The sequence below is a fragment of the Candidatus Pelagibacter sp. PS_06 genome, assembly GCF_059418045.1.
Window position 1 is genome coordinate 407055 of the sequence record NZ_CM182078.1, and the last position, 19203, is coordinate 426257.

Consider the following 19203-nt stretch of genomic DNA (forward strand, 5'->3'; position numbering starts at 1 on the left):
CACAGTTGTATTTATCCCAATTTCATTAATCTGCTAAGGTGAAAAAAATTCTCAAGACATCATTTTTTGTATTTAGCTTTTTAGCATTATTTTATTCTAATGCTTTTGCTTTTTTAGAATTTAAACAAGAAAAAGATATTTCTTCAGACACTTCAGATATTAGAGGAATAACTTTTAAACCAGATGGTACAATAATGTATGTCACTACTGATGAAACAAAACCTACAGTCATACAATATTCTTTAAGTTCTGCATTTGATATTAGTACCGCTACTAAAATTTCAGAAAATGATTTAGAAGGCGAGGGAGATGATTTTGACAAACCTCATGCAATAGAATTTAAACCAGATGGAAAAGTAATGTATGTTATCCGAAGTGAGTCAGGCAAGGTAGGTGTGCAACAGTTTAACCTTTCAACCGCTTGGGACACAAGCACAATCAGTTATGCCACAAGAAAAATTATAAATGGAGCTGGAGATTGTAGTACCAATGTTCAAGCAAGAGCCCTAGCTTTTAAACCTGATGGAACTCGTATGTTTGTCTCTCAAGAAGGTGCTGAAGTTGTTAGTCAATATGATTTAACTACAGCATGGGATGTTTCGAGTGCAACAAATAATGTGTGTTCAAATAGTTTTGGAGGGGAAGAGTCTGATATGAGAAATATACAATTTAATTCAGATGGAACCATAATGTATCTCGGTGGAAGTAACGGACATGATATTAATAAGTATAATCTGCCTACTGCATGGGATGTAAGTACAATTACACATGTAACTAGTTATTCAATTGTTTCACAAACTGGTAAGATGAGAGGATTTAAATTTACATCTAACTTTACAAAACTATATGTAACGGGAGATAAAGGCAGTGGCACGGGAACAAATGTTGTTTATGAGTATAATCTAGCTTGTGCGGGCACAATTACTTGTATTGATGCCTCAAATAATAATGATGTTAAAGCAATCATAGAAGCTAATGTAGAATTATCAAAACGTATAATTAAAAACAATACTCTTCCAATCTTTCATCGAATTGAGTGGTTAAGAAGACATAAAAATAAAGACAATCTATCAAATCTTAATGCAGAAATTGATTTCACAAATGAAAAAATATCAAAATTAGTTAGTGCTCTTAAAAATTCTAAAAAAGAAATTGATAGAAGTTATGATAGTGAGGATTGGTTTAAATGGAGCGAAGGTAGAGTTAGTTTAGGTAAAAACAAATCTATAAATTCATCATCAAGAGATTTTCACAGTTATGGTATCTCAGTCGGTGCAGATAAAATTAAAGATGATGACAGAGATGCCATGCATGGATACGTTTTTCAGTATGCAAACGATAATGTTGATATTGGAAGTAGTGGAACAAAATTAGAGACTGATGCTTATAGTTTTGCCTTATATGATACTAAACTTAGAGAGGATCATGTTTTTACAGATGCTCTAATTGGAGTTAGTTTACTAGATATAGATCAAAAAAGGGTTATTTATGGCAATACTTTACATGGTAATAGAGAAGGTCAACAGATCTATGGATCATTTAATTTTGGAAAAAGAATTGTTGATGAAGATTTAAATATCAATCCAGGAATTAAATTAGATTTAGGATACACTAAACTTAAAGCATTTAGAGAAAGAACTGTTGTTGGAGATAGTTTAGCTGATGCATTACTTTATAAAGAGCAAAATATTAAATCAGCATTAATAACACTCGGTGTCCTTTTAGATAAAACGGATAAAGATAAAGAAGAAGATGAAATCATTAATCACCATGGTCGATTAGAGTATATTGCCGATCTAAGCCCATCATCAGATGCAGAATTTTATTATCTAAATAGTCAAAGTACAGTTTACAATTATAATGTAGACAACAAATCCAAACACAATTTTCGAATAGGTTATGGTTTTGATATAACTTCCATATCAGGCTGGTCATTAGTTGGAAATTTTGAAAGATTTAAAGCTAATGGAAGAGGTTATAGTAATGAAATTTATTTATCAGTAGGTTATGTTCCAATTGATGAAATGAAATTTATGTTTAATGTGAGTAATTTTGAAAACACCAGTTTATCATTAACCAATAACATAAATGGATTTGATTTAAAGATGAGTTCTAATTACAATTTTTTAAGTGATATACCTGACTATGGTGCAAAAATAGAAATTTCAAATAAATTTTAATTTAACAATTATTCTATAACTTCAATTTCATTAATAATGCTTACAATTTTTCCACCTTTAAGGACGGCGTTCACTCTTGCGCATTCATAGTATGCAAAGGAGCTCTCTTCTGCTGTTTGTCTCATTTCCAAACACCTAGATTTATTCTTAGTTAATAAATGTTCATATAATTCTGGTGGGTCGCCCAAGTACATCATAAGACCAATTACTTCACCTTCTTTTTCAAAATCTGCTTTTTCTTCTATAGCTGCTACTCTGTCATCAACACCAATTTCAAAATGCAACAAAGCCTTTATAAAAAATAAAAGCTAAAGCTAAGTAGAAAACTATTTTTATTTTACTCACTAAAATTTACTTAATAGAGATAAGTTGACATTATGGTTTTCTTGATTTGAAAAATTATTTTCTAAATCAAATTCTAAATCAAACACACCCAGTGCTTTAGAAATTTTAAAGCTCGAAGTCATTTCTTCATCAAGACCAAGTGCAAACTCTGTTTCTTTTCTATATAAAAAGCCTGCTGATAATGTAAATTTATTAATATAACCATGACCCTTGATTTGCTGTCTTTCGTAATCAGTACTAATTGTTAACCCTTGGTCATGCTTAAAATCTAAACCAAGTCCTGCTGTGTATATATCTCTATTTTTGTTATCAGCTTGATATTCAAAACTTTCACTGTTTGATACGTAGCTTGTTACCACCTTAGAGCTTGAGGCAAACTCTTTACTGTATTCAAGATTAATTCTAGATCTTACAGTTGAATTTTCTAGATCAAAATCTTGGTCTATTAATACTCCTAAAGAAGCCATTAAAGATTTAATGTCTTGATCATTATAACTAAGTGCTGCAATGCCACTTTCTGTATAACCATTAAGTGCTGTATAACTTCCATCGATACGACCTGTTGGAGTAATAATTAAATCACCATTTTCATACTCTCTTCCAAAATTAAGTGAACCAAAAACCTGCTTACCTTCACGGTCACCAATATTTATGTCGGTATTTCCTTCATATTTTCTTACAATATCACTATCTAAATAACTAACTCCAAAAACGTGTTTTAAAAAATTACTGTTTTCTAAACTATTAATTCCATAAACAGATAAACTTAATGCATTTGTATCAACTTTAGAACCAAAGGTTCCAACATCAACATCAGTGCTACCCACTCTTAAAGCAACTCCTAATATTTGGTCATCATCCATTTTTGTATCAACTCCCACGGTTATACCAAGGCTATCAATATCTTGAGCAGAACTTAAGGAGCTCTCACCAATTTTTCCAAAACTAATGCTACCTTCAGACCATACCTCCCAATCATCAGGTAAAATTTGATCTAATTTTTGAAGTGGGTTTAATTTAGCTTGTGCAGAACTTAAAACATTATTGGATACTTTCTTTAATAATTCATTTTGAAAGTTTAACTCTATATTTTGTGCACTTGCGTTGTAGTATTTATTCGCTCTTAAAATAGATAATCTTTTTAAAGCAGACTGACTTGAGTCTTTAGCAAAATTTTTAGCAGTATTAATTTGTGCATCAACTACACCCCTTACATCTTTATTTTTTTGTGGTGCGTCACACGTTGATGAACTAGTAACTTTAAAAGGACAAGTTAAGCTATACTCTCGAACTTCATCACCATTCCAATTTATGTGATACATTTTTGTTCCAGAACCATTGAAAGCTATGCCACTTAAGTATTCAGCACTGGAATGAGTTGGTGAGAATGTACCAGTTAATGTTGCGCTTGAGCTTGATATATCGAAAGCAGTAGATAAAGCGTATTCATCAATTTTATTATCAGTGTTAGAGCTACCTCTTGATTTTACTACAAACATTTTTGATCCATCAGCATTGAAGCCTAGTCCTTGATGAAAATTACTACTTGTTGCATTAGTAAGTGTGTTGGTTAAAGTTTTAGTATCAGGGTTATATGGTGTTGAAAGATTATATTCTTCTACCCGCTTATTTGTCTGATTCAAAACAAACATTTTTGTTCCATCATTATTAAAAGCTAATCCTCTTGGATCACCACCAATTTCAGTATGATCGCTATCTGCTGCAGTGATCGATCCAATATCATAGGGTGTACTTAAAGACCATCTATCAATCCCATTACGACCATTTTGAGTTCCTAAAATAAAAATTACAGTTCCATCTGAATTAAATTTTACATCTTCTGGTTTACTCTCTCGTGCTCCGATTGCCACAGACTTTTCTAAAGTTGCTGAAGTAATATCAAAAGCTGTCGTTAGATTATATTGTAATATTTTAGCAGCACCAATTCCTGTAATATACATTTTGGTACCATCAGGTTTAAATGTTATCCCAGTAGCGCTTCCTTCATCGCTGCTGATATCAAGATTAGCAATAAATGTAGGTTCAGCTAAAGAGAGTGATGAGAAAAAAAATCCAAATAAAATAATAATTATTTTTAGTTTAAGAGCACTTTTTATAATTAATTTTTTACTTTTTTTTATTAAATTAAGCATCTTGATTTATTAAAATTTATATATTTGAATTTATGGTGAAGATTATTTTATCTTCGATAAAACGCACGCCCATAGTAGAATTTCTGCCCGGTTTGAGCACAAACTAGAATAGGTTAAGTAATATTATAAATTTTATATGTTAATTTACACTATGCGATTTATTTTAAGAAAATTAGCTGTTGGTTTACTTGTGTCATCATTTTTTATTTTGATGCAAGCACAAGCTGGAATAGTTGAACTGATAAATAAACAATTTAAAGACCTGAGTATTAAATTGTCAGCAACATTTTAATCTTATGAAATTTATAAAAAACTTTATTCTAATTTTATTATTTATATTTCCTATCACCAATTCGTTTGGAGAAGCAACCCTTACACACGTGCAAACTATAATATTTGATGATCAGTCAAGTGCAAAAAGTCAAATTAGAGGTGTAGCTGGTATTGAATTTAACAAAGATGGAACAAAACTTTTTATGAGTTCCACTCAGGCACAAGAAACTGCAAAGGATACTGTTCTTGTTTCTGAATTTAATTTAAGTACACCTTACGATATAAGCTCAAGAACTTATGCAGGTGATAGTGAAAGATGTGCAATGAGTGAAGTTCCAATTGATGGTGTCCGAGCTGTATATGATTTAGAATTAAGTCATGATGGAACAAAATTATTTGTTGCGAGCAGAACGCGTAGTAATAGTGCTGATAGTGATAACCTTTTTAGATATGATTTAACTACACCTTATGATATTTCTACTTGTCAGTTTGCACAAGAGACTGACCTTGATACCATTGCTAATTTAAGTGGTAGTGCAGCTGGAGATTTTTCAGGGGTTGATGAAAGTTATGAAGGACATGAAAACATTAGGCTTCAAGGTTTTGAATTTAACAACACCGGTACGAAATTATTTTTGAGTTGGTTTGCTAATGATAGTTCTGCTAAATTATTAGAGTACACACTTTCAACCCCGTACGACACAACTTCAATTCAACTTGTAACAACGGCCGGAATTGAGATGGGTACAGGTACTACTGCTGATGTAATCAACTCAGCAGGAATTAGGTTTAGCGCTAATGGAAAAAGAATCTTTATTATTAGTCACAACACTAATAATGAAGGCATTAGTCAGATTTCCCTTACAAATGCTTTTGATACTTCATCATTTGTTATGGATGGTAAATTTAATCTCAGAACTGCATCTCAAACAAATCTTCAGCCTAGAGGAGTTGCATTTAGCTCAAGTGGTTTAAAATTATACATTGGAAACGATTATGGGCAAGATAGTTTTGATCAGATAATGGAATATGATTTAGTCTGTCCATTTACTATTTTTTCTGGATCATGCCCTTCGATTACAGAAAATAATGAAAGAACAGGAATAGCCATTGCACAAATAGAAGTTGCAACAAGAACTATAGAACACTCAACGGACACTGCTTTAAATAGATTGAAGTGGATTAGAAGAAATAAAGATAGTCAAAACTTAACTAATCTTAATTTAGATTTTAATTTTACCAATCAAATGCTTGCCTCTCTTACTAAAGTTGTAAAAACCTCAGCTACTACAAAGAAAAAAGAGGAAAAACAACAAGATGTATTTTATTGGAGTGAAGGAAGTATTGCAGTTGGCAGAGTAGGAGAGACAAATGTTTCTTCATTTAAAAATGTTAAAACTAATGCAATTACAGTTGGAGCAGATAAATTTACTAATAATAATGGCATAAGAGGACTAGCCTTTAGATTTGGTAAAAATGATATTGATGTTGGAACAGCTGGAAGCAATTTAGATACAGATACTTATAATTTAACCCATTATACCTCATCCCCAATTGAAGATGATACAAAATTTATAGACACAATTATTGGAGTAGGTGTTCTTAACTCGGATATTTTATCAGTGCTTGATGGTCAACGTGTAACCGCTGATAGAAAAGGTAGACAAATATATGGAACAATTAAATTAAAAGATGAGATCAAGAAAAATAATTTAATCCTCATTCCTTCAGCACAAATAGATCTTGGTTACACTTTATTAAATGATTATCAGGAAAGTGGCTCTTCTGCCATGAAATATGAAAAGCAAAGTATACAATCAAGGAATGCAAGGCTTTCAATTGCAGCAGTTGATGAATTAGAGAATGATAAATATAAAATTAGAAAGCATGGAAAATTAGAATACAAAGCAAATTTACGTCGGTCTTCAAATATAAAATATTCTTATGTCTCTGATGCAACAAGTGGTGAATTTGATACCAAGCTAAATTCAGGTGCTTTACACAATTTAAATGGTGAAGTTGGTATAGATATAATTTTACCTGATAGTTTTAGCATCTTTTTAATCTATGAAAGAAATCAAGCATTAGGAGTAGGGCATACTGATAAAATATATTTAGCGATAGGATATCTTCCTAATAGAAAAACTAATTATGCTTTTAAATTAGTAGGCTCAGAAAATTTAGGATCTGAATTTAAGATAAGTAAAAATATCAATGATTTTGAAATTGATTTTAAATTAAACAATCAAGATGTTTTAAAACCAAATATAATTGATGAAGCAATGATTAGTTTAAAGAAAATCTTTTAGTTTATATTTTTAATAAATTCTAAAAGCTTAATAAAATCATTATAAAATTTACTAAATTAACGCCCGGTTTGAGCACTAACAAAGATATGTTAGTTAATAAAATAAAATTTATAGGCTATTTTCCACTATGGGATTTTTTTTAAGAAAACTAGCTAGATATATTTATAGCTTCTTTTTTTTGACCATCTTTTTTAGTTCAAAAATAGTTTATTCAGGAGAGGTTACTATGCCTACATCATTAACTGCTGATACAACTGATTTTGTTTTATTATCTAGTTCTGGTGTTACCCCAAGTATTTCAGGGTATACAGGAACTCTTTTAGTTTCTGCTACTGCTTCTGCTGGGAACATCAAAATAACAAGTACTTCAAATACTGATCAGGCTAATGGTTATTGTGGCTACACTAGTGATGGAAGTAGTGCACCTGTTCAATGTACCGGCTCCTCTCTTACCGAAATAGGATTTAGAGGAACTCAAGCTTACATTAATAATGCATTAGCTACACTCTCATTTAAAGGAGATGGCTCAACAGGGACAACAATAATTGTTTCTGTTACTCCGGCTGGTAATAATTATAACCCAGCTAATGGTCATTATTATCAGTTAGTACCTAGTAGTTCTGTTGAATGGGCAGCAGCAAAAACTGCAGCTGAAGCTTCAACATATGAGGGTTTAACTGGATACCTAGTAACCGTTACTTCTGAATCAGAAAATAATTTTTTAAAATCTAAAATTTCAACAAATACTTGGATGGGTGCTTCTGATAATTCAACATATACATCCACCTCTTATAGTACAGGTCAACCAACTGAAGGTACTTGGCAGTGGGTATCGGGTCCTGAAAATGGAAAAACCTTTCATTGTCAAGTTGAGGTTCTTCTTGGAAATGGCAATGTAAAAGCTCCAGCTGCATCAAATGAATGCTCAGTTGCAACAGGTTATTCCTATGAAGATTGGAAAAATGGTGAACCAAATGATCATCCTGGCGAGGGTGGAGGGGATGAAGATTGTGCCCACTTATATGGTAATGGCGTTGGGTGGAATGACTTGCCATGTGATGACGAAGGTGTAGACGCTTATATTATTGAATATGGAGGGACAGCTGGAGAAACTGCTACTGCTTCAGGTCTAACTACGCTGTCAATTAATTCAACTGAGTCAGATGATTACAATGTATTTGACGATAAAGAATTAGTTGGGATAGTTGAAGGACAATCAGAAAGTGCAAAAAGGTTTATTTATAGCTCAACTTATCCTGTTTTAGAGAGGATGGAATGGCATCGAACCACAAAAAAAAATGACAATATTAAATTTCAAGATCTTGGCATAAGTCTTGATATGACAAGTAAAGGTACCTATCCATATGCAAAATTATTAGATGCATATCTTTTAAAAGGTGATGTTGATAAGGAACAAAAACTTTCTAACAAGAATATTAAAAAATTTGTAAGTGAACTGCCTCTTTCACAATATTTAAAAAATGAATATGGAACATTTCCTCAAGAGTGGAAAGTTTGGAGCTCTGGATACTTTAAAAAAGGTAAAATCAAACTTAAATCAGGTAGCGTAAACCAAAAGTTCGACTCAGATGCCTTAACACTTGGAATAGATAGAATTATTAAGAAAAATACTCTTTTTGGTATAGCCATTAGATTGCAAGATGAAGATACCGATGTAGGAAAATTAGGTACTAAAATTAAGTCTAATGCAAAAAGTGCAACATTATATTCAAGCTGGCATAACAATAAATCAACATTTATTGATGGTTTGGTAGGTTATGGATATATTGAAAATGATCTTACAAGAATAGAGGAAGCTAATACTTCCAATACTTTAACCGGAAATAGAGATATTAAGCAATATTTTGCTTCAATTAAATTGAACAAAATATTTGATAAAGATAACTTTACATCATTATTTTATGGAAGAGTTGATTATGGATTGTCTAAATTAGAAAGCTTTTCAGAGTCAGGCAATATTCAGGCATTAAAATTCGAAGAACAAAAATTAAAAAATAGATCTATTTCAATTGGTGCTTTAACAAAATATAAAAAAAAAATTAAGAAAGGGTATTTTTTACCCTATGGTAGAATTGAATTTTTTGAAAATTTAACTCCTAATTCAGAAGCTCAGGCATCATATATTTCTGATCCTAACACCAAATACAATTATACTGTAAAAAAAAACTATTTAAATTCTGTAAAATTAGAATTAGGCTTTGAGTTAAATTTAATTGATAGTTGGTATCTTTCAACTTCTATCAGAAGATTAATCAAAAATAATAAAGATTATGAGAATGAGTTTGCAATTAAAGTAAGTAAACCATTTTAACAATATCTATAATCTTTAATTATTTATTCAATGACTTTAATTTCAAAATTTATTAATTTAAATAAATCAAATAAAGTCTTTTAATTTAATTTTTTAAGAATAAACTCAACTGTAAAGGAGTAAATATGAGTTATCAATGGGACAATAAAAAACCAACTGCACAAATGCTAGGAAGATGGCAGCCTTTTCATGATGGCCATTATACTTTGTTTAAAGAAATTATTAAAAAAACGGGCCAAGTTTGCATTCAAATTAGAGATGTACAAGGTGTTGATGATAATCCCTTTGATTTTGAGACAGTTAAAAAAAATATAGAAGAAAAATTAAACCCTGAATTTAAAGGTCAATTTAAAATAATGATGGTGCCCAATATTACCAACATTTGTTATGGACGCGGCGTTGGTTACAAAATTGAAGAAATAGAATTATCAAAAGAAGTTCAGGAAATTTCTGCCACAAAAATAAGAGCAAAAATGAGAGAAGAAGGCAAATTAAAATAAACCTTAATGAGTAGCAATATTAAGATTAAAAAAATTAACAGTGAGATATCTTCAATTATTATTGACGAGCAAAAAACTTATAATTCATTATCGTTTAAAAATTTAACTGATTTACTTAAAGCTTTTAAAAAACTCGATGCTGACAAAAAAATAAAAGTTATTATTTTAGAAGGTGCTGGCAAAGGCTTTAGCGCTGGACACAATTTAAAAGAAGTTAGAGGTTTAAAAAAAAGAGATAAGTACCAAAAGTTATTTAATCTTTGCTCTAAAGTAATGCTCCAAATTGTTGAAGGAAGAAAGCCAGTTATTGCTAAAGTTCATGGAGCTGCGTTTGCTGCAGGATGTCAACTAGTTGCAAGTTGTGATTTAGCTTACAGCACCAATGAAGCATTATTTGCTACCCCAGGTGTTAATATAGGATTGTTTTGTAGTACTCCGATGGTTGCTGTTAGTAGAAAAATTCATAGAAAACCAATGATGAAAATGTTGTTAACTGGAGAACCCATTAAAGCAAACTATGCAAAAGAAATTGGATTAATTAATAACTGTTATTCAAAATCAAAATTAAATAATGAAGTTTTAAAAGTTGCAAAAACTATTGCCTCAAAATCAAATTTAACAATTAAGATCGGTAAACAAGCTTTTTATAAACAATTAGAAATGCCATTAAATAAAGCTTATGCATATACTAGTAAAATGATGACAATCAATATGATGGCTATGGATGCTAAAGAAGGAATTTCTGCTTTTTTAGAAAAACGAAAACCAAATTGGAAACATAAATGATGAAAAACAAAAAAAATATTTTAATTATTATTTTTGTTATTTTGGGTATGTATTTTGCTTTAAGTTTTAAAGATCATAATTTCAAAAGAGCTGTTGATGCTTGCCTTGCTGGAAGTCAAAAATTATCAGAATCAAAAATTACAGATTTAGACAAAGCTCGTAAATTTTGTGAAGATCAGATTAAAAAGAATAAATAATTCATGTCTGAGATTAAAGATATTCTCTCAAAAAATAAAACTATTGCAATGATAGGTGTGAGCAAAGATCCTACTAAACCATCGACTATAGTAATGAAATATATGCAAAAATATGGATTTAAAGTTATTCCAGTTAATCCGAGAGCAAAAGGAGAAAAAATCTTAGGAGAAGAGGTATATGAAAAAATAACAGATATCAAAGAACCAGTTGATATAGTTGATGTATTTAGACCTTCAAAAGAAGCATACGGCATAGCAGAGGATACAGTAAAAATTGGTGCAAAAGTTTTATGGTTACAACTTGGTATAAGGGATGAAAAGGCCAAAGACTTAATGAAAAAAAATAATATTGAGTATATTGAAAATAAATGCACAAAGATGGAATATCAAAAATATTTTTTAGGAAAGGTGCAAGCTTTTCCAGTTTTGAGTAATTAATGAATATAGTAAATTTTACACCAATAACTGCTACTTTTGGCGGGATGATAATAGGCCTAGCAGTAGTTATTTTTTTTTTATTTAATGGAAGATTAGTAGGAATAAGTGGAATAGCTGCCAATGCATTGTCAGAAAAAAATAATAGATTTGATAATTTGTTGTTTTTAATTGGTTTAGTAATAGGCCCCATACTTTATACAGTTTTTACTAACAAACAGATCAATATCACAATTTCAAATTCACTAATCTTGTTAATTTGTGCTGGCTTACTAGTTGGAATGGGAACTAGAGTTAGTGGAGGATGCACTAGTGGTCATGGAATAAGTGGTATTGGAAGATTTTCTTTAAGATCTATTATTGCAACCATAACATTTATGATTGTTGGAATATTAACTGTGTTAATCAAAAATTATATATGAATAAATTGATTTCTCTACTTGCAGGTATAATTTTTGGTACTGGATTAGTTATTTCAGAAATGATTAATCCCGAAAAAGTTTTAAGTTTTTTAGATGTATTCGGAAATTGGGATCCATCATTAGCTTTTGTAATGATAGGAGCTCTAATTATTTCTTCACCATTATTCCATTTAATAAAAAATAATAAAAAACCTTTGCTTGCTGATAGTTTTAATTATTCAAAAAATAAAGATATAAATAAACGACTAATTATAGGAGCTGCTTTATTTGGAGCAGGTTGGGGACTTGGAGGACTTTGTCCTGGTCCAGCTATATCATCTATTGCATTATTGAATATAAACTCTATTACATTTGTTGTTGCTATGTTTGTTGGTTTTTATTTGGTAAAATTTTTTAAATTAAGTTCTTAAGATATATTTAAAATTTATGAGTAAAATTTTTTTAGTTTTTGGTCATTATAATCAAAATTCTTTTAACGCTGCAATTCGAGATATTTTTAAAAAAACAGCCGAAGAAAAAGGACATTCAGTCGATGTTGTAGATTTATATAAAGATAAATTTAACCCAGTGTTTGCTGGAGAAAAACCAGATGATGAAGTTCTTGATCATAGAAAAAGAATTGAGAATTGTGAGACAATTGTTTTAATTGCACCCATTTGGAATTTTAGAATGCCAGCAATAGTTGAGGGATGGATAGATAAAGTGCTTTCTCCTCCTTGGGCTTACACTTTTAAAAAATTAGTTGGAAATTATGGTTATCCAATTGGAAATCTAAAAGATAAAAAAGCCATTATTTTTTGCACCTATGGATCACCAAGGCTAGCAATAACCACTTTCTTTTTAAATCTACCGATTAGAAGATTAAAAAGAGGGGTGTTTCACATGTGTGGCATATATAACATTGTCTATAGAAGATATTTTGCAGTACCCTTTGTTAGCGATGCAAAGAGAAAAGAATTTTTAGATGATGTTAAAAAAACTGCAAACAATATTTAAAGCCCTAATTATCTATTCAATTCTTTTATCTTCATCAACCGCAGAAATCCTAAAACCTAGTAGTAATATAAGGCCATCAGAAGTGGTTAAAATTCAACTAAATGGACTTAAAAAAAATGATTTAGATTTTAAAGATAGTGGCATAGAGCAAACCTGGAATTTTGCTCACCCTAACAATAAAAAAGTTACTGGCCCTTTACCCAACTTTAAAAGAATGATTAAGGGAGACGCATATCAAATGATGTTAGATCACATAAGCCACACTATAACAGAGCTTGGAAGTAGTGATAATTGGGCTCAATTTGAGGTGATAATATTAGATAAGAATAAGATCTATCATAAGTTCAATTGGCAAGTCGAAAAGTACACTCTTGATGGATTGTTAAAGGATTGTTGGTTGACCACTATGGTCTCAAACCCGATCCCACTAGGGAGTTCAATTTAATTATCCACAGATACAATTTTGTTTCGTTATTTCAAAAAATTTAGTAGGAATCGCGAATGAAAACAAAAACTAAAGTCGTTGTAGTTGGTGGTGGAGTTGTAGGAGTTAGTGCTCTTTACCATTTAGCAAAAAAAGGTTGGTCAGATGTTGTTCTTGTTGAAAGAAAAGAATTAACTTCTGGATCTACTTGGCATGCAGCAGGATTATTACCTTTATTTAATATGAGTTATTCAGTTGGACAACTTCATAAATACGCGGTTGATCTTTATAAAAAACTAGAGGAAGAAACTGGAAAAAATGTTGGCTTTAGTGTTGTATCAAATATTCGTTTAGCAAGTACCAAAGATAGAATGGATGAGTATCATCAGTACGCTGGTGTTGCCCAAACTATTGGCGTTGATGTTAAATTTTTAACTCCTGATCAAGTAAAAGAAATTTGGCCTTTGTGCCATACAGAAGATTTAGTTGGTGCAATCCAACACCCAGAAGATGGTTATATTCAGCCTGCTGATTTAACACAAGCAATGGCTACGGGTGCAAGAAATCTAGGTGCAGAGATTTATAGAAACACAAGTGTACTTTCAATGAAACAAACTAAAGATGGTTGGGTTGTTGAAACTGACAAAGGTTCTATAGAGTGCGAACATATTATTTCTTGTTCAGGAAACTTTGCAAGACAAACTGGTAAAATGGTAGGCTTAGATATTCCTGTTATTCCAGTTGAACATCAATACATTGTAACTGAACCACATCCTGAAATTCAAAAAAGAAAAAAAGATGGCTTACCAGAAATGGGAGTTCTAAGAGATAGTGATAATAGATGGTACATGAGAGAAGAAGCAGGTGGATTAATTTTAGGTCCATACGAAGATGGTGCACCAGCTTGTTATGTTAATGGTCCTTCAAAAGATTCAGAATATGAATTGTTTCAAGAAGATTTAGATAGATTAGCACCACACATAGAAGGAGCAATTCACCGTGTTCCTGCGTTTGGAGAAGTTGGCGTTAAAAAAGTTTATAACGGTGCAATTTGTTATACACCAGACGGTAATCCAATTGTCGGACCTGCATGGGGATTAAAAAACTTTTGGATTAACGAAGGACACAGCTTTGGAATTACTGCAGCAGGTGGAGCAGGATGGCAATTAGCTGAATGGATTGTTGATGGTGAACCAACTATTGATATGCTTGGAGTTGAGCCTAGACGTTATGGAGATTACGCAACTAAGTCTTATTTAAAAGCTAAAAATGAAGAAGCGTATAGTCATGTGTTTATTACACATTACCCTGATGAAGAGAGACCAGCTGCAAGACCTTTACGAACTTCACCTTGTTATGAGAGAATGAGAGATTTAGGTGCAGTTTTTGGACAAAAATTTGGTTGGGAAAGACCTAATTTTTTTGCAACAGACGGCATGGAACAAAAAGACGATTGGTCTTTTAGAAGATCTAAGTGGTTTGATGCTATTAAGAAAGAGTGTCAAAATGTAAAAGATAATGTCGGCCTTTTAGATATGACAGCGTTTGCAAAATGCAGAATTAAAGGTCCTAAGGCTGAAGAATTTTTAGATCATCTAGTTGCAAATAAACTTCCAAAAAAAATTGGAAGAATTGGTTTGTGTCATGCGCTTAATACTAAAGGTGGGGTTCATTCAGAATTTACAATTATGAGGGAGTCTGAAAATAGTTTCTATTTAGTTTCTGCTGGAGCAAACTTACGATTAGATCATGACTGGATTAAAAAATGGATGCCAAATGAAGGTGTTACTTTTGAAGATCTAACTAACAGCACAGGTGTACTAGTTGTTGCGGGTCCTAAATCAAGAGAGTTGTTACAAAAGGTATCTGCTGATGATTTTTCAAATGAAAATTTTAAATGGTTAACTGCACAAAATGTTGATGTTGGATATGCTCCTGTTAATGCCATGAGAGTAAACTTTGTTGGAGAATTAGGTTGGGAACTTCACCATCCAATTGAATATCAAAATCATATTTTTGACAAGTTAATGGAAGCTGGAAAAGGCTTAGGTATTAAACCTTTTGGTATAAGAGCAATGAATAGCTTAAGACTAGAAAAATCGTATAAACTAGTTGGTACTGAACTTTCAATTGAATATTCGCCTTACGAATCTGGGTTAGATAGATTTGTTCATCCTAATAAAGGAAGTTTTATTGGATTAGAGGCCCTTAATAAGTGGAGAGAAAAAGGTTTTGATAACAAGCTTATTACTCTTGAAATTCATAACACTAAAGATGCTGATGTTTTAGGAAATAACCCAATTTATAAAGATAAAAAGGTTGTTGGAAGGGCAACAGGAGGTGAATTTGGTTTTAGATTAGATAAATCAATTGCCCTTGCTATGGTTAAACCAGAGCATGCTAATGTAGGCGACAAATTACAAGTTGATATTTTAGGTGAAATGTATGAGGCTACTGTATTAGAAGAGAGTCCATACGATTCTGAAAATAATTTATTGAGAGCTTAATGAAAATCTTAGTCGCCGTTAAAAGAGTTATTGATTACAACGTTCAAATAAGAGTTAAAGAAGATGGAACAGGTGTTGTTACTGACAATGTTAAAATGTCAACAAATCCACCAGATGATAATGCAATCGAAGAGGCAGTAAAGATTAAAGAAAGTGGAAAAGCAACAGAAGTAATTGCTGTAACTGTTGGTGAAGAAAAAGCTCAGGAAACTGTAAGAAAAGCTTTAGCGGTTGGAGCTGATAGAGGAATTCATGTTAAAGCGGAAGGTGTAATAGAACCCATTGCTGTATCAAAAATTTTACAAAAAATTGTTGAGAAAGAAAAACCAGATTTAGTCTTCATGGGTAAACAAGCGATTGACGATGATTGCAATCAAACAGGACAAATGTTGAGTGCATTATTAAATTGGCCTCAAGCAACTTTTGCCTCAAAAATTGAAGTGAAAGATGGAAAACTTGAAGTAGTTAGAGAAATTGATGAAGGTTTAGAAACTATCGAAATCAATACTCCAGCAATAGTAACTTGTGACCTAAGATTAAATGAGCCAAGATATGCCTCACTACCAAATATAATGAAAGCGAAGAAAAAACCTATTGAGCAAATGAATGCATCAGATCTAGGAGTTGATACAGCACCTAAAATACAACAGATAAAAGTTGAAGAACCCCCTAAGCGTAAAGCTGGAATTAAGGTTTCAAGTGTTGCTGAACTAGTTCAAAAATTAAAAAATGAAGCAAAGGTAATCTAATGTCAGTATTATTAATAGCAGAGCATAACAATAAAGAGCTAAAATCGTTTACTTTAAATGCCGTAACGGCAGCTTCTCAAATAGATAGCGACGTTCATGCATTAGTTATTGGAAATAATTGTGGGGATGCTGCAAAAGCTGCCTCAGAACTACCCTTGGTTAAAAAAGTAATCACAGTTGAAGCTGCTTATTACGAAAATTTTTTAGCAGAAAATTTTGCTCCAGCTGTTACAAAACTTGCAGATAATTATTCACATATAGTTTGTTCAGCAAATACATTTGGTAAAAATTTAATGCCAAGAATAGCTGCTAAATTAGATACATCACAAGTTAGTGATATTATTAAAGTAGAATCTCAAGACACTTTTGTTAGACCTATTTATGCAGGAAATGCTTTTGCAACCGTTAAAAGTTCTGATGCAAAAAAATGTATTACTATTAGACCAACTTCTTTTGATCCATGTGAAAGCTCTGGGGGATCAGCACCAATTGAAACTGCTGAAGCAGGAGAAGAGTTTTCGTTAACAAAATTTGTTAAACGAGAAGAGGTCAAATCAGATAGACCCGAGCTTGGCACAGCAAGAATAGTAGTATCAGGTGGAAGAGGGATGCAAAGTGGAGATAACTTTAAATTAATTACTTCTATTGCAGATAAATTAAATGCAGCAATAGGAGCTTCAAGAGCAGCGGTTGATGCGGGATATATTAGTAATGACCACCAAGTTGGCCAAACAGGTAAAGTTGTTGTGCCAGATTTATATATTGCGGTTGGAATTTCAGGAGCTATTCAGCATTTAGCAGGTATGAAAGAAAGTAAAGTAATTGTTGCAATTAATAAAGATGGTGAAGCACCAATTTTTAGTGTTGCAGATTATGGTTTAGAAGCAGATCTGTTTGAAGCTTTGCCACAGTTCTTAGAAGAGCTGAACAAATTAAACACTATACAAAAATAATTCTTAAAGATAAAAATATCATATGGCTAGAGAGTCGATGGAATATGATGTTGTAATAATTGGAGGTGGTCCTTCTGGATTATCTACAGCTATTAAACTTAAACAACTTGATCCAAACTTAAATGTTTGTCTATTAGAAAAAGCCTCAGAAATTGGTGCTCATATTTTAAGTGGGAATGTTTTTGAAACACGAGCATTAGATGAACTTTTACCCAATTGGAAAGAGCTTAATTCACCGATTAAAACCAAAGTTTCAAAAGAAAAATTTTTATTTTTAGGAAAAACTAAATCATTAAGTTGGCCAACCTGGCTACTTCCTAAGGTTCAGCAAAATCATAACAATTATATAATTAGTTTAGCAAATTTATGTAGATGGCTAGCAGAACAAGCTGAAGCCTTGGGTGTTGAAATTTTTCCAGGATTTCCTGCAAGTGAAATTTTATATAACGAAGATGGATCGGTAAAAGGTGTTGCAACGCAAGATATGGGTATTGATAAAGATGGAAATCAAAAAGATAGTTTTGAGCCTGGGATAGAATTATTAGGAAAAGTAACTGTATTTGCAGAAGGTTGTAGAGGTCACTTAGGAAAACAATTAATTGAAAAATTTAATCTCTCAAAGAATAAAGACCCTCAACAGTATGGAATTGGTTTTAAAGAAATTTGGGAGATAGAAGAAAAAAATCATGAAGAAGGAATGGTAATGCATACTGCTGGATGGCCATTAGATAACAATACTTATGGAGGCAGCTTCATGTACCATGCTGAAAATAAGCAAGTATTTTTAGGATATGTTATTGGCTTAGATTACAAAAACCCACATCTTTCTCCATACGATGAGTTTCAACGATTTAAAATTCATCCTGCAATTAAAAAAATTATTGAAGGTGGAAAAAGAATTTCTTATGGAGCGCGTGCATTAATTGAAGGAGGTCTTCAAAGTTTACCTCAAATGTTCATGCCTGGAGCATTACTGGTTGGTTGTGATGCAGGAACGTTAAATATGCCAAAAATTAAAGGTTCTCATACGGCAATGAAAAGTGGAATGATTGCTGCTGAAGTAATAATTAAAAATATTAAAGAAAAAAAAAGTTTATCAATTTATGAAGAGGAATTTAAAAAGAGCTGGGTTTATGAAGAGCTTCATGCGGCTCGTAATGTAAAACCTAGTTTTAGCTGGGGTTTATTACTTGGAATAATATTTACTGGAATTGATCAAATTTTATTTAAAGGAAAGCTGCCTTTTACTTTAAAACACAAACATGCTGATCACGAAACATTAAAACCAGCAAATGAAATGCCTAAAATAGAATACCCAAAATATGATAATGTTATAACTTTTGATAAAACAAGCTCTGTTTATCTTACCGGTACAAACCATGCTGAAAATCAACCAGTTCATTTAAAGCTTAAAGATCCTAATTTACCAATTAGTTACACTTTAGAGAAATTTGATGAACCTGCTCAAAGATATTGTCCAGCAGGAGTTTATGAGGTTCAAAAAGAAAATGATCAAAATAAATTTGTAATTAATTCCCAAAATTGTATTCACTGTAAAACTTGCGACATCAAAGAGCCTTCGCAAAACATTACTTGGGTTACACCAGAAGGTAGTGGTGGACCCAAATATGGAAATATGTAA

Annotated in this window: 18 protein-coding genes; 16 read left to right on the forward strand and 2 right to left on the reverse strand. The window is 31.8% G+C overall.

What is annotated here, in order from left to right:
- The first annotated feature begins 38 nt into the window (after positions 1-38).
- A complete protein-coding gene (locus tag AC5SLZ_RS01835) occupies positions 39-2180 on the forward strand; it encodes an autotransporter domain-containing protein (RefSeq protein WP_494615923.1) in 2142 nt (713 codons plus the stop codon).
- 8 nt (positions 2181-2188) lie between these two features.
- On the opposite strand, the gene AC5SLZ_RS01840 is transcribed toward AC5SLZ_RS01835, so the two are convergent.
- Positions 2189-2467, reverse strand: a complete 279-nt coding sequence (locus AC5SLZ_RS01840) for a hypothetical protein (protein WP_494615925.1) — start codon at positions 2465-2467, stop codon at positions 2189-2191.
- A 57-nt stretch (positions 2468-2524) separates the two neighbouring features.
- Positions 2525-4678: an autotransporter domain-containing protein gene (locus tag AC5SLZ_RS01845; protein WP_494615927.1), complete on the reverse strand. Its 2154-nt coding sequence runs from the start codon at positions 4676-4678 to the stop codon at positions 2525-2527.
- 151 nt (positions 4679-4829) lie between these two features.
- On the opposite strand from AC5SLZ_RS01845, the gene AC5SLZ_RS01850 reads away from it, so the two are divergent.
- The 15 genes from AC5SLZ_RS01850 (at position 4830) to AC5SLZ_RS01920 (ending at position 19203) form a co-directional block, all read left to right on the forward strand.
- Positions 4830-4970, forward strand: coding sequence for a hypothetical protein (locus AC5SLZ_RS01850; RefSeq protein WP_196228261.1), 141 nt, complete (start codon positions 4830-4832; stop codon positions 4968-4970).
- A 4-nt stretch (positions 4971-4974) separates the two neighbouring features.
- A complete protein-coding gene (locus AC5SLZ_RS01855; protein ID WP_494615929.1) occupies positions 4975-7260 on the forward strand; it encodes an autotransporter outer membrane beta-barrel domain-containing protein in 2286 nt (761 codons plus the stop codon).
- 226 nt (positions 7261-7486) lie between these two features.
- On the forward strand, positions 7487-9592 hold the full coding sequence (locus tag AC5SLZ_RS01860; protein WP_494615930.1) for an autotransporter family protein: 2106 nt from the start codon (positions 7487-7489) through the stop codon (positions 9590-9592).
- Positions 9593-9717: 125 nt separating this feature from the next.
- On the forward strand, positions 9718-10092 hold the full coding sequence (locus tag AC5SLZ_RS01865; protein ID WP_028037195.1) for a cytidyltransferase: 375 nt from the start codon (positions 9718-9720) through the stop codon (positions 10090-10092).
- A gap of 6 nt (positions 10093-10098) precedes the next feature.
- The gene (locus tag AC5SLZ_RS01870; protein WP_028037194.1) at positions 10099-10878 is read left to right on the forward strand and encodes an enoyl-CoA hydratase; all 780 of its coding nucleotides are present in this window, start codon (positions 10099-10101) and stop codon (positions 10876-10878) included.
- Entirely contained in the window at positions 10878-11075 is a 198-nt protein-coding gene (locus AC5SLZ_RS01875) for a hypothetical protein (protein ID WP_028037193.1), read from the forward strand. Before AC5SLZ_RS01870 ends, AC5SLZ_RS01875 begins: the two co-directional genes overlap by 1 nt.
- A gap of 3 nt (positions 11076-11078) precedes the next feature.
- On the forward strand, positions 11079-11513 hold the full coding sequence (locus AC5SLZ_RS01880; RefSeq protein ID WP_028037192.1) for a CoA-binding protein: 435 nt from the start codon (positions 11079-11081) through the stop codon (positions 11511-11513).
- Entirely contained in the window at positions 11513-11932 is a 420-nt protein-coding gene (locus AC5SLZ_RS01885) for a YeeE/YedE family protein (RefSeq protein ID WP_028037191.1), read from the forward strand. The genes AC5SLZ_RS01880 and AC5SLZ_RS01885 overlap by 1 nt, the downstream gene beginning before the upstream one ends.
- Complete coding sequence (locus AC5SLZ_RS01890; protein WP_028037190.1) at positions 11929-12342, forward strand: DUF6691 family protein; 414 nt, start codon at positions 11929-11931, stop codon at positions 12340-12342. Before AC5SLZ_RS01885 ends, AC5SLZ_RS01890 begins: the two co-directional genes overlap by 4 nt.
- A 16-nt stretch (positions 12343-12358) precedes the next feature.
- Entirely contained in the window at positions 12359-12928 is a 570-nt protein-coding gene (locus tag AC5SLZ_RS01895) for an NAD(P)H-dependent oxidoreductase (protein ID WP_028037189.1), read from the forward strand.
- Positions 12897-13373, forward strand: a complete 477-nt coding sequence (locus AC5SLZ_RS01900) for a hypothetical protein (RefSeq protein WP_494615931.1) — start codon at positions 12897-12899, stop codon at positions 13371-13373. The genes AC5SLZ_RS01895 and AC5SLZ_RS01900 overlap by 32 nt, the downstream gene beginning before the upstream one ends.
- Before the next feature lie 56 nt (positions 13374-13429).
- The gene (locus AC5SLZ_RS01905) at positions 13430-15859 is read left to right on the forward strand and encodes an FAD-dependent oxidoreductase (RefSeq protein WP_028037187.1); all 2430 of its coding nucleotides are present in this window, start codon (positions 13430-13432) and stop codon (positions 15857-15859) included.
- Positions 15859-16608, forward strand: coding sequence for an electron transfer flavoprotein subunit beta/FixA family protein (locus tag AC5SLZ_RS01910; RefSeq protein WP_028037186.1), 750 nt, complete (start codon positions 15859-15861; stop codon positions 16606-16608). Before AC5SLZ_RS01905 ends, AC5SLZ_RS01910 begins: the two co-directional genes overlap by 1 nt.
- Positions 16608-17561 carry an FAD-binding protein gene (locus AC5SLZ_RS01915; protein WP_028037185.1) on the forward strand — a complete coding sequence of 318 codons (954 nt, stop codon included), beginning with the start codon at positions 16608-16610 and terminating at the stop codon, positions 17559-17561. The genes AC5SLZ_RS01910 and AC5SLZ_RS01915 overlap by 1 nt, the downstream gene beginning before the upstream one ends.
- A gap of 22 nt (positions 17562-17583) precedes the next feature.
- On the forward strand, positions 17584-19203 hold the full coding sequence (locus AC5SLZ_RS01920; RefSeq protein WP_028037184.1) for an electron transfer flavoprotein-ubiquinone oxidoreductase: 1620 nt from the start codon (positions 17584-17586) through the stop codon (positions 19201-19203).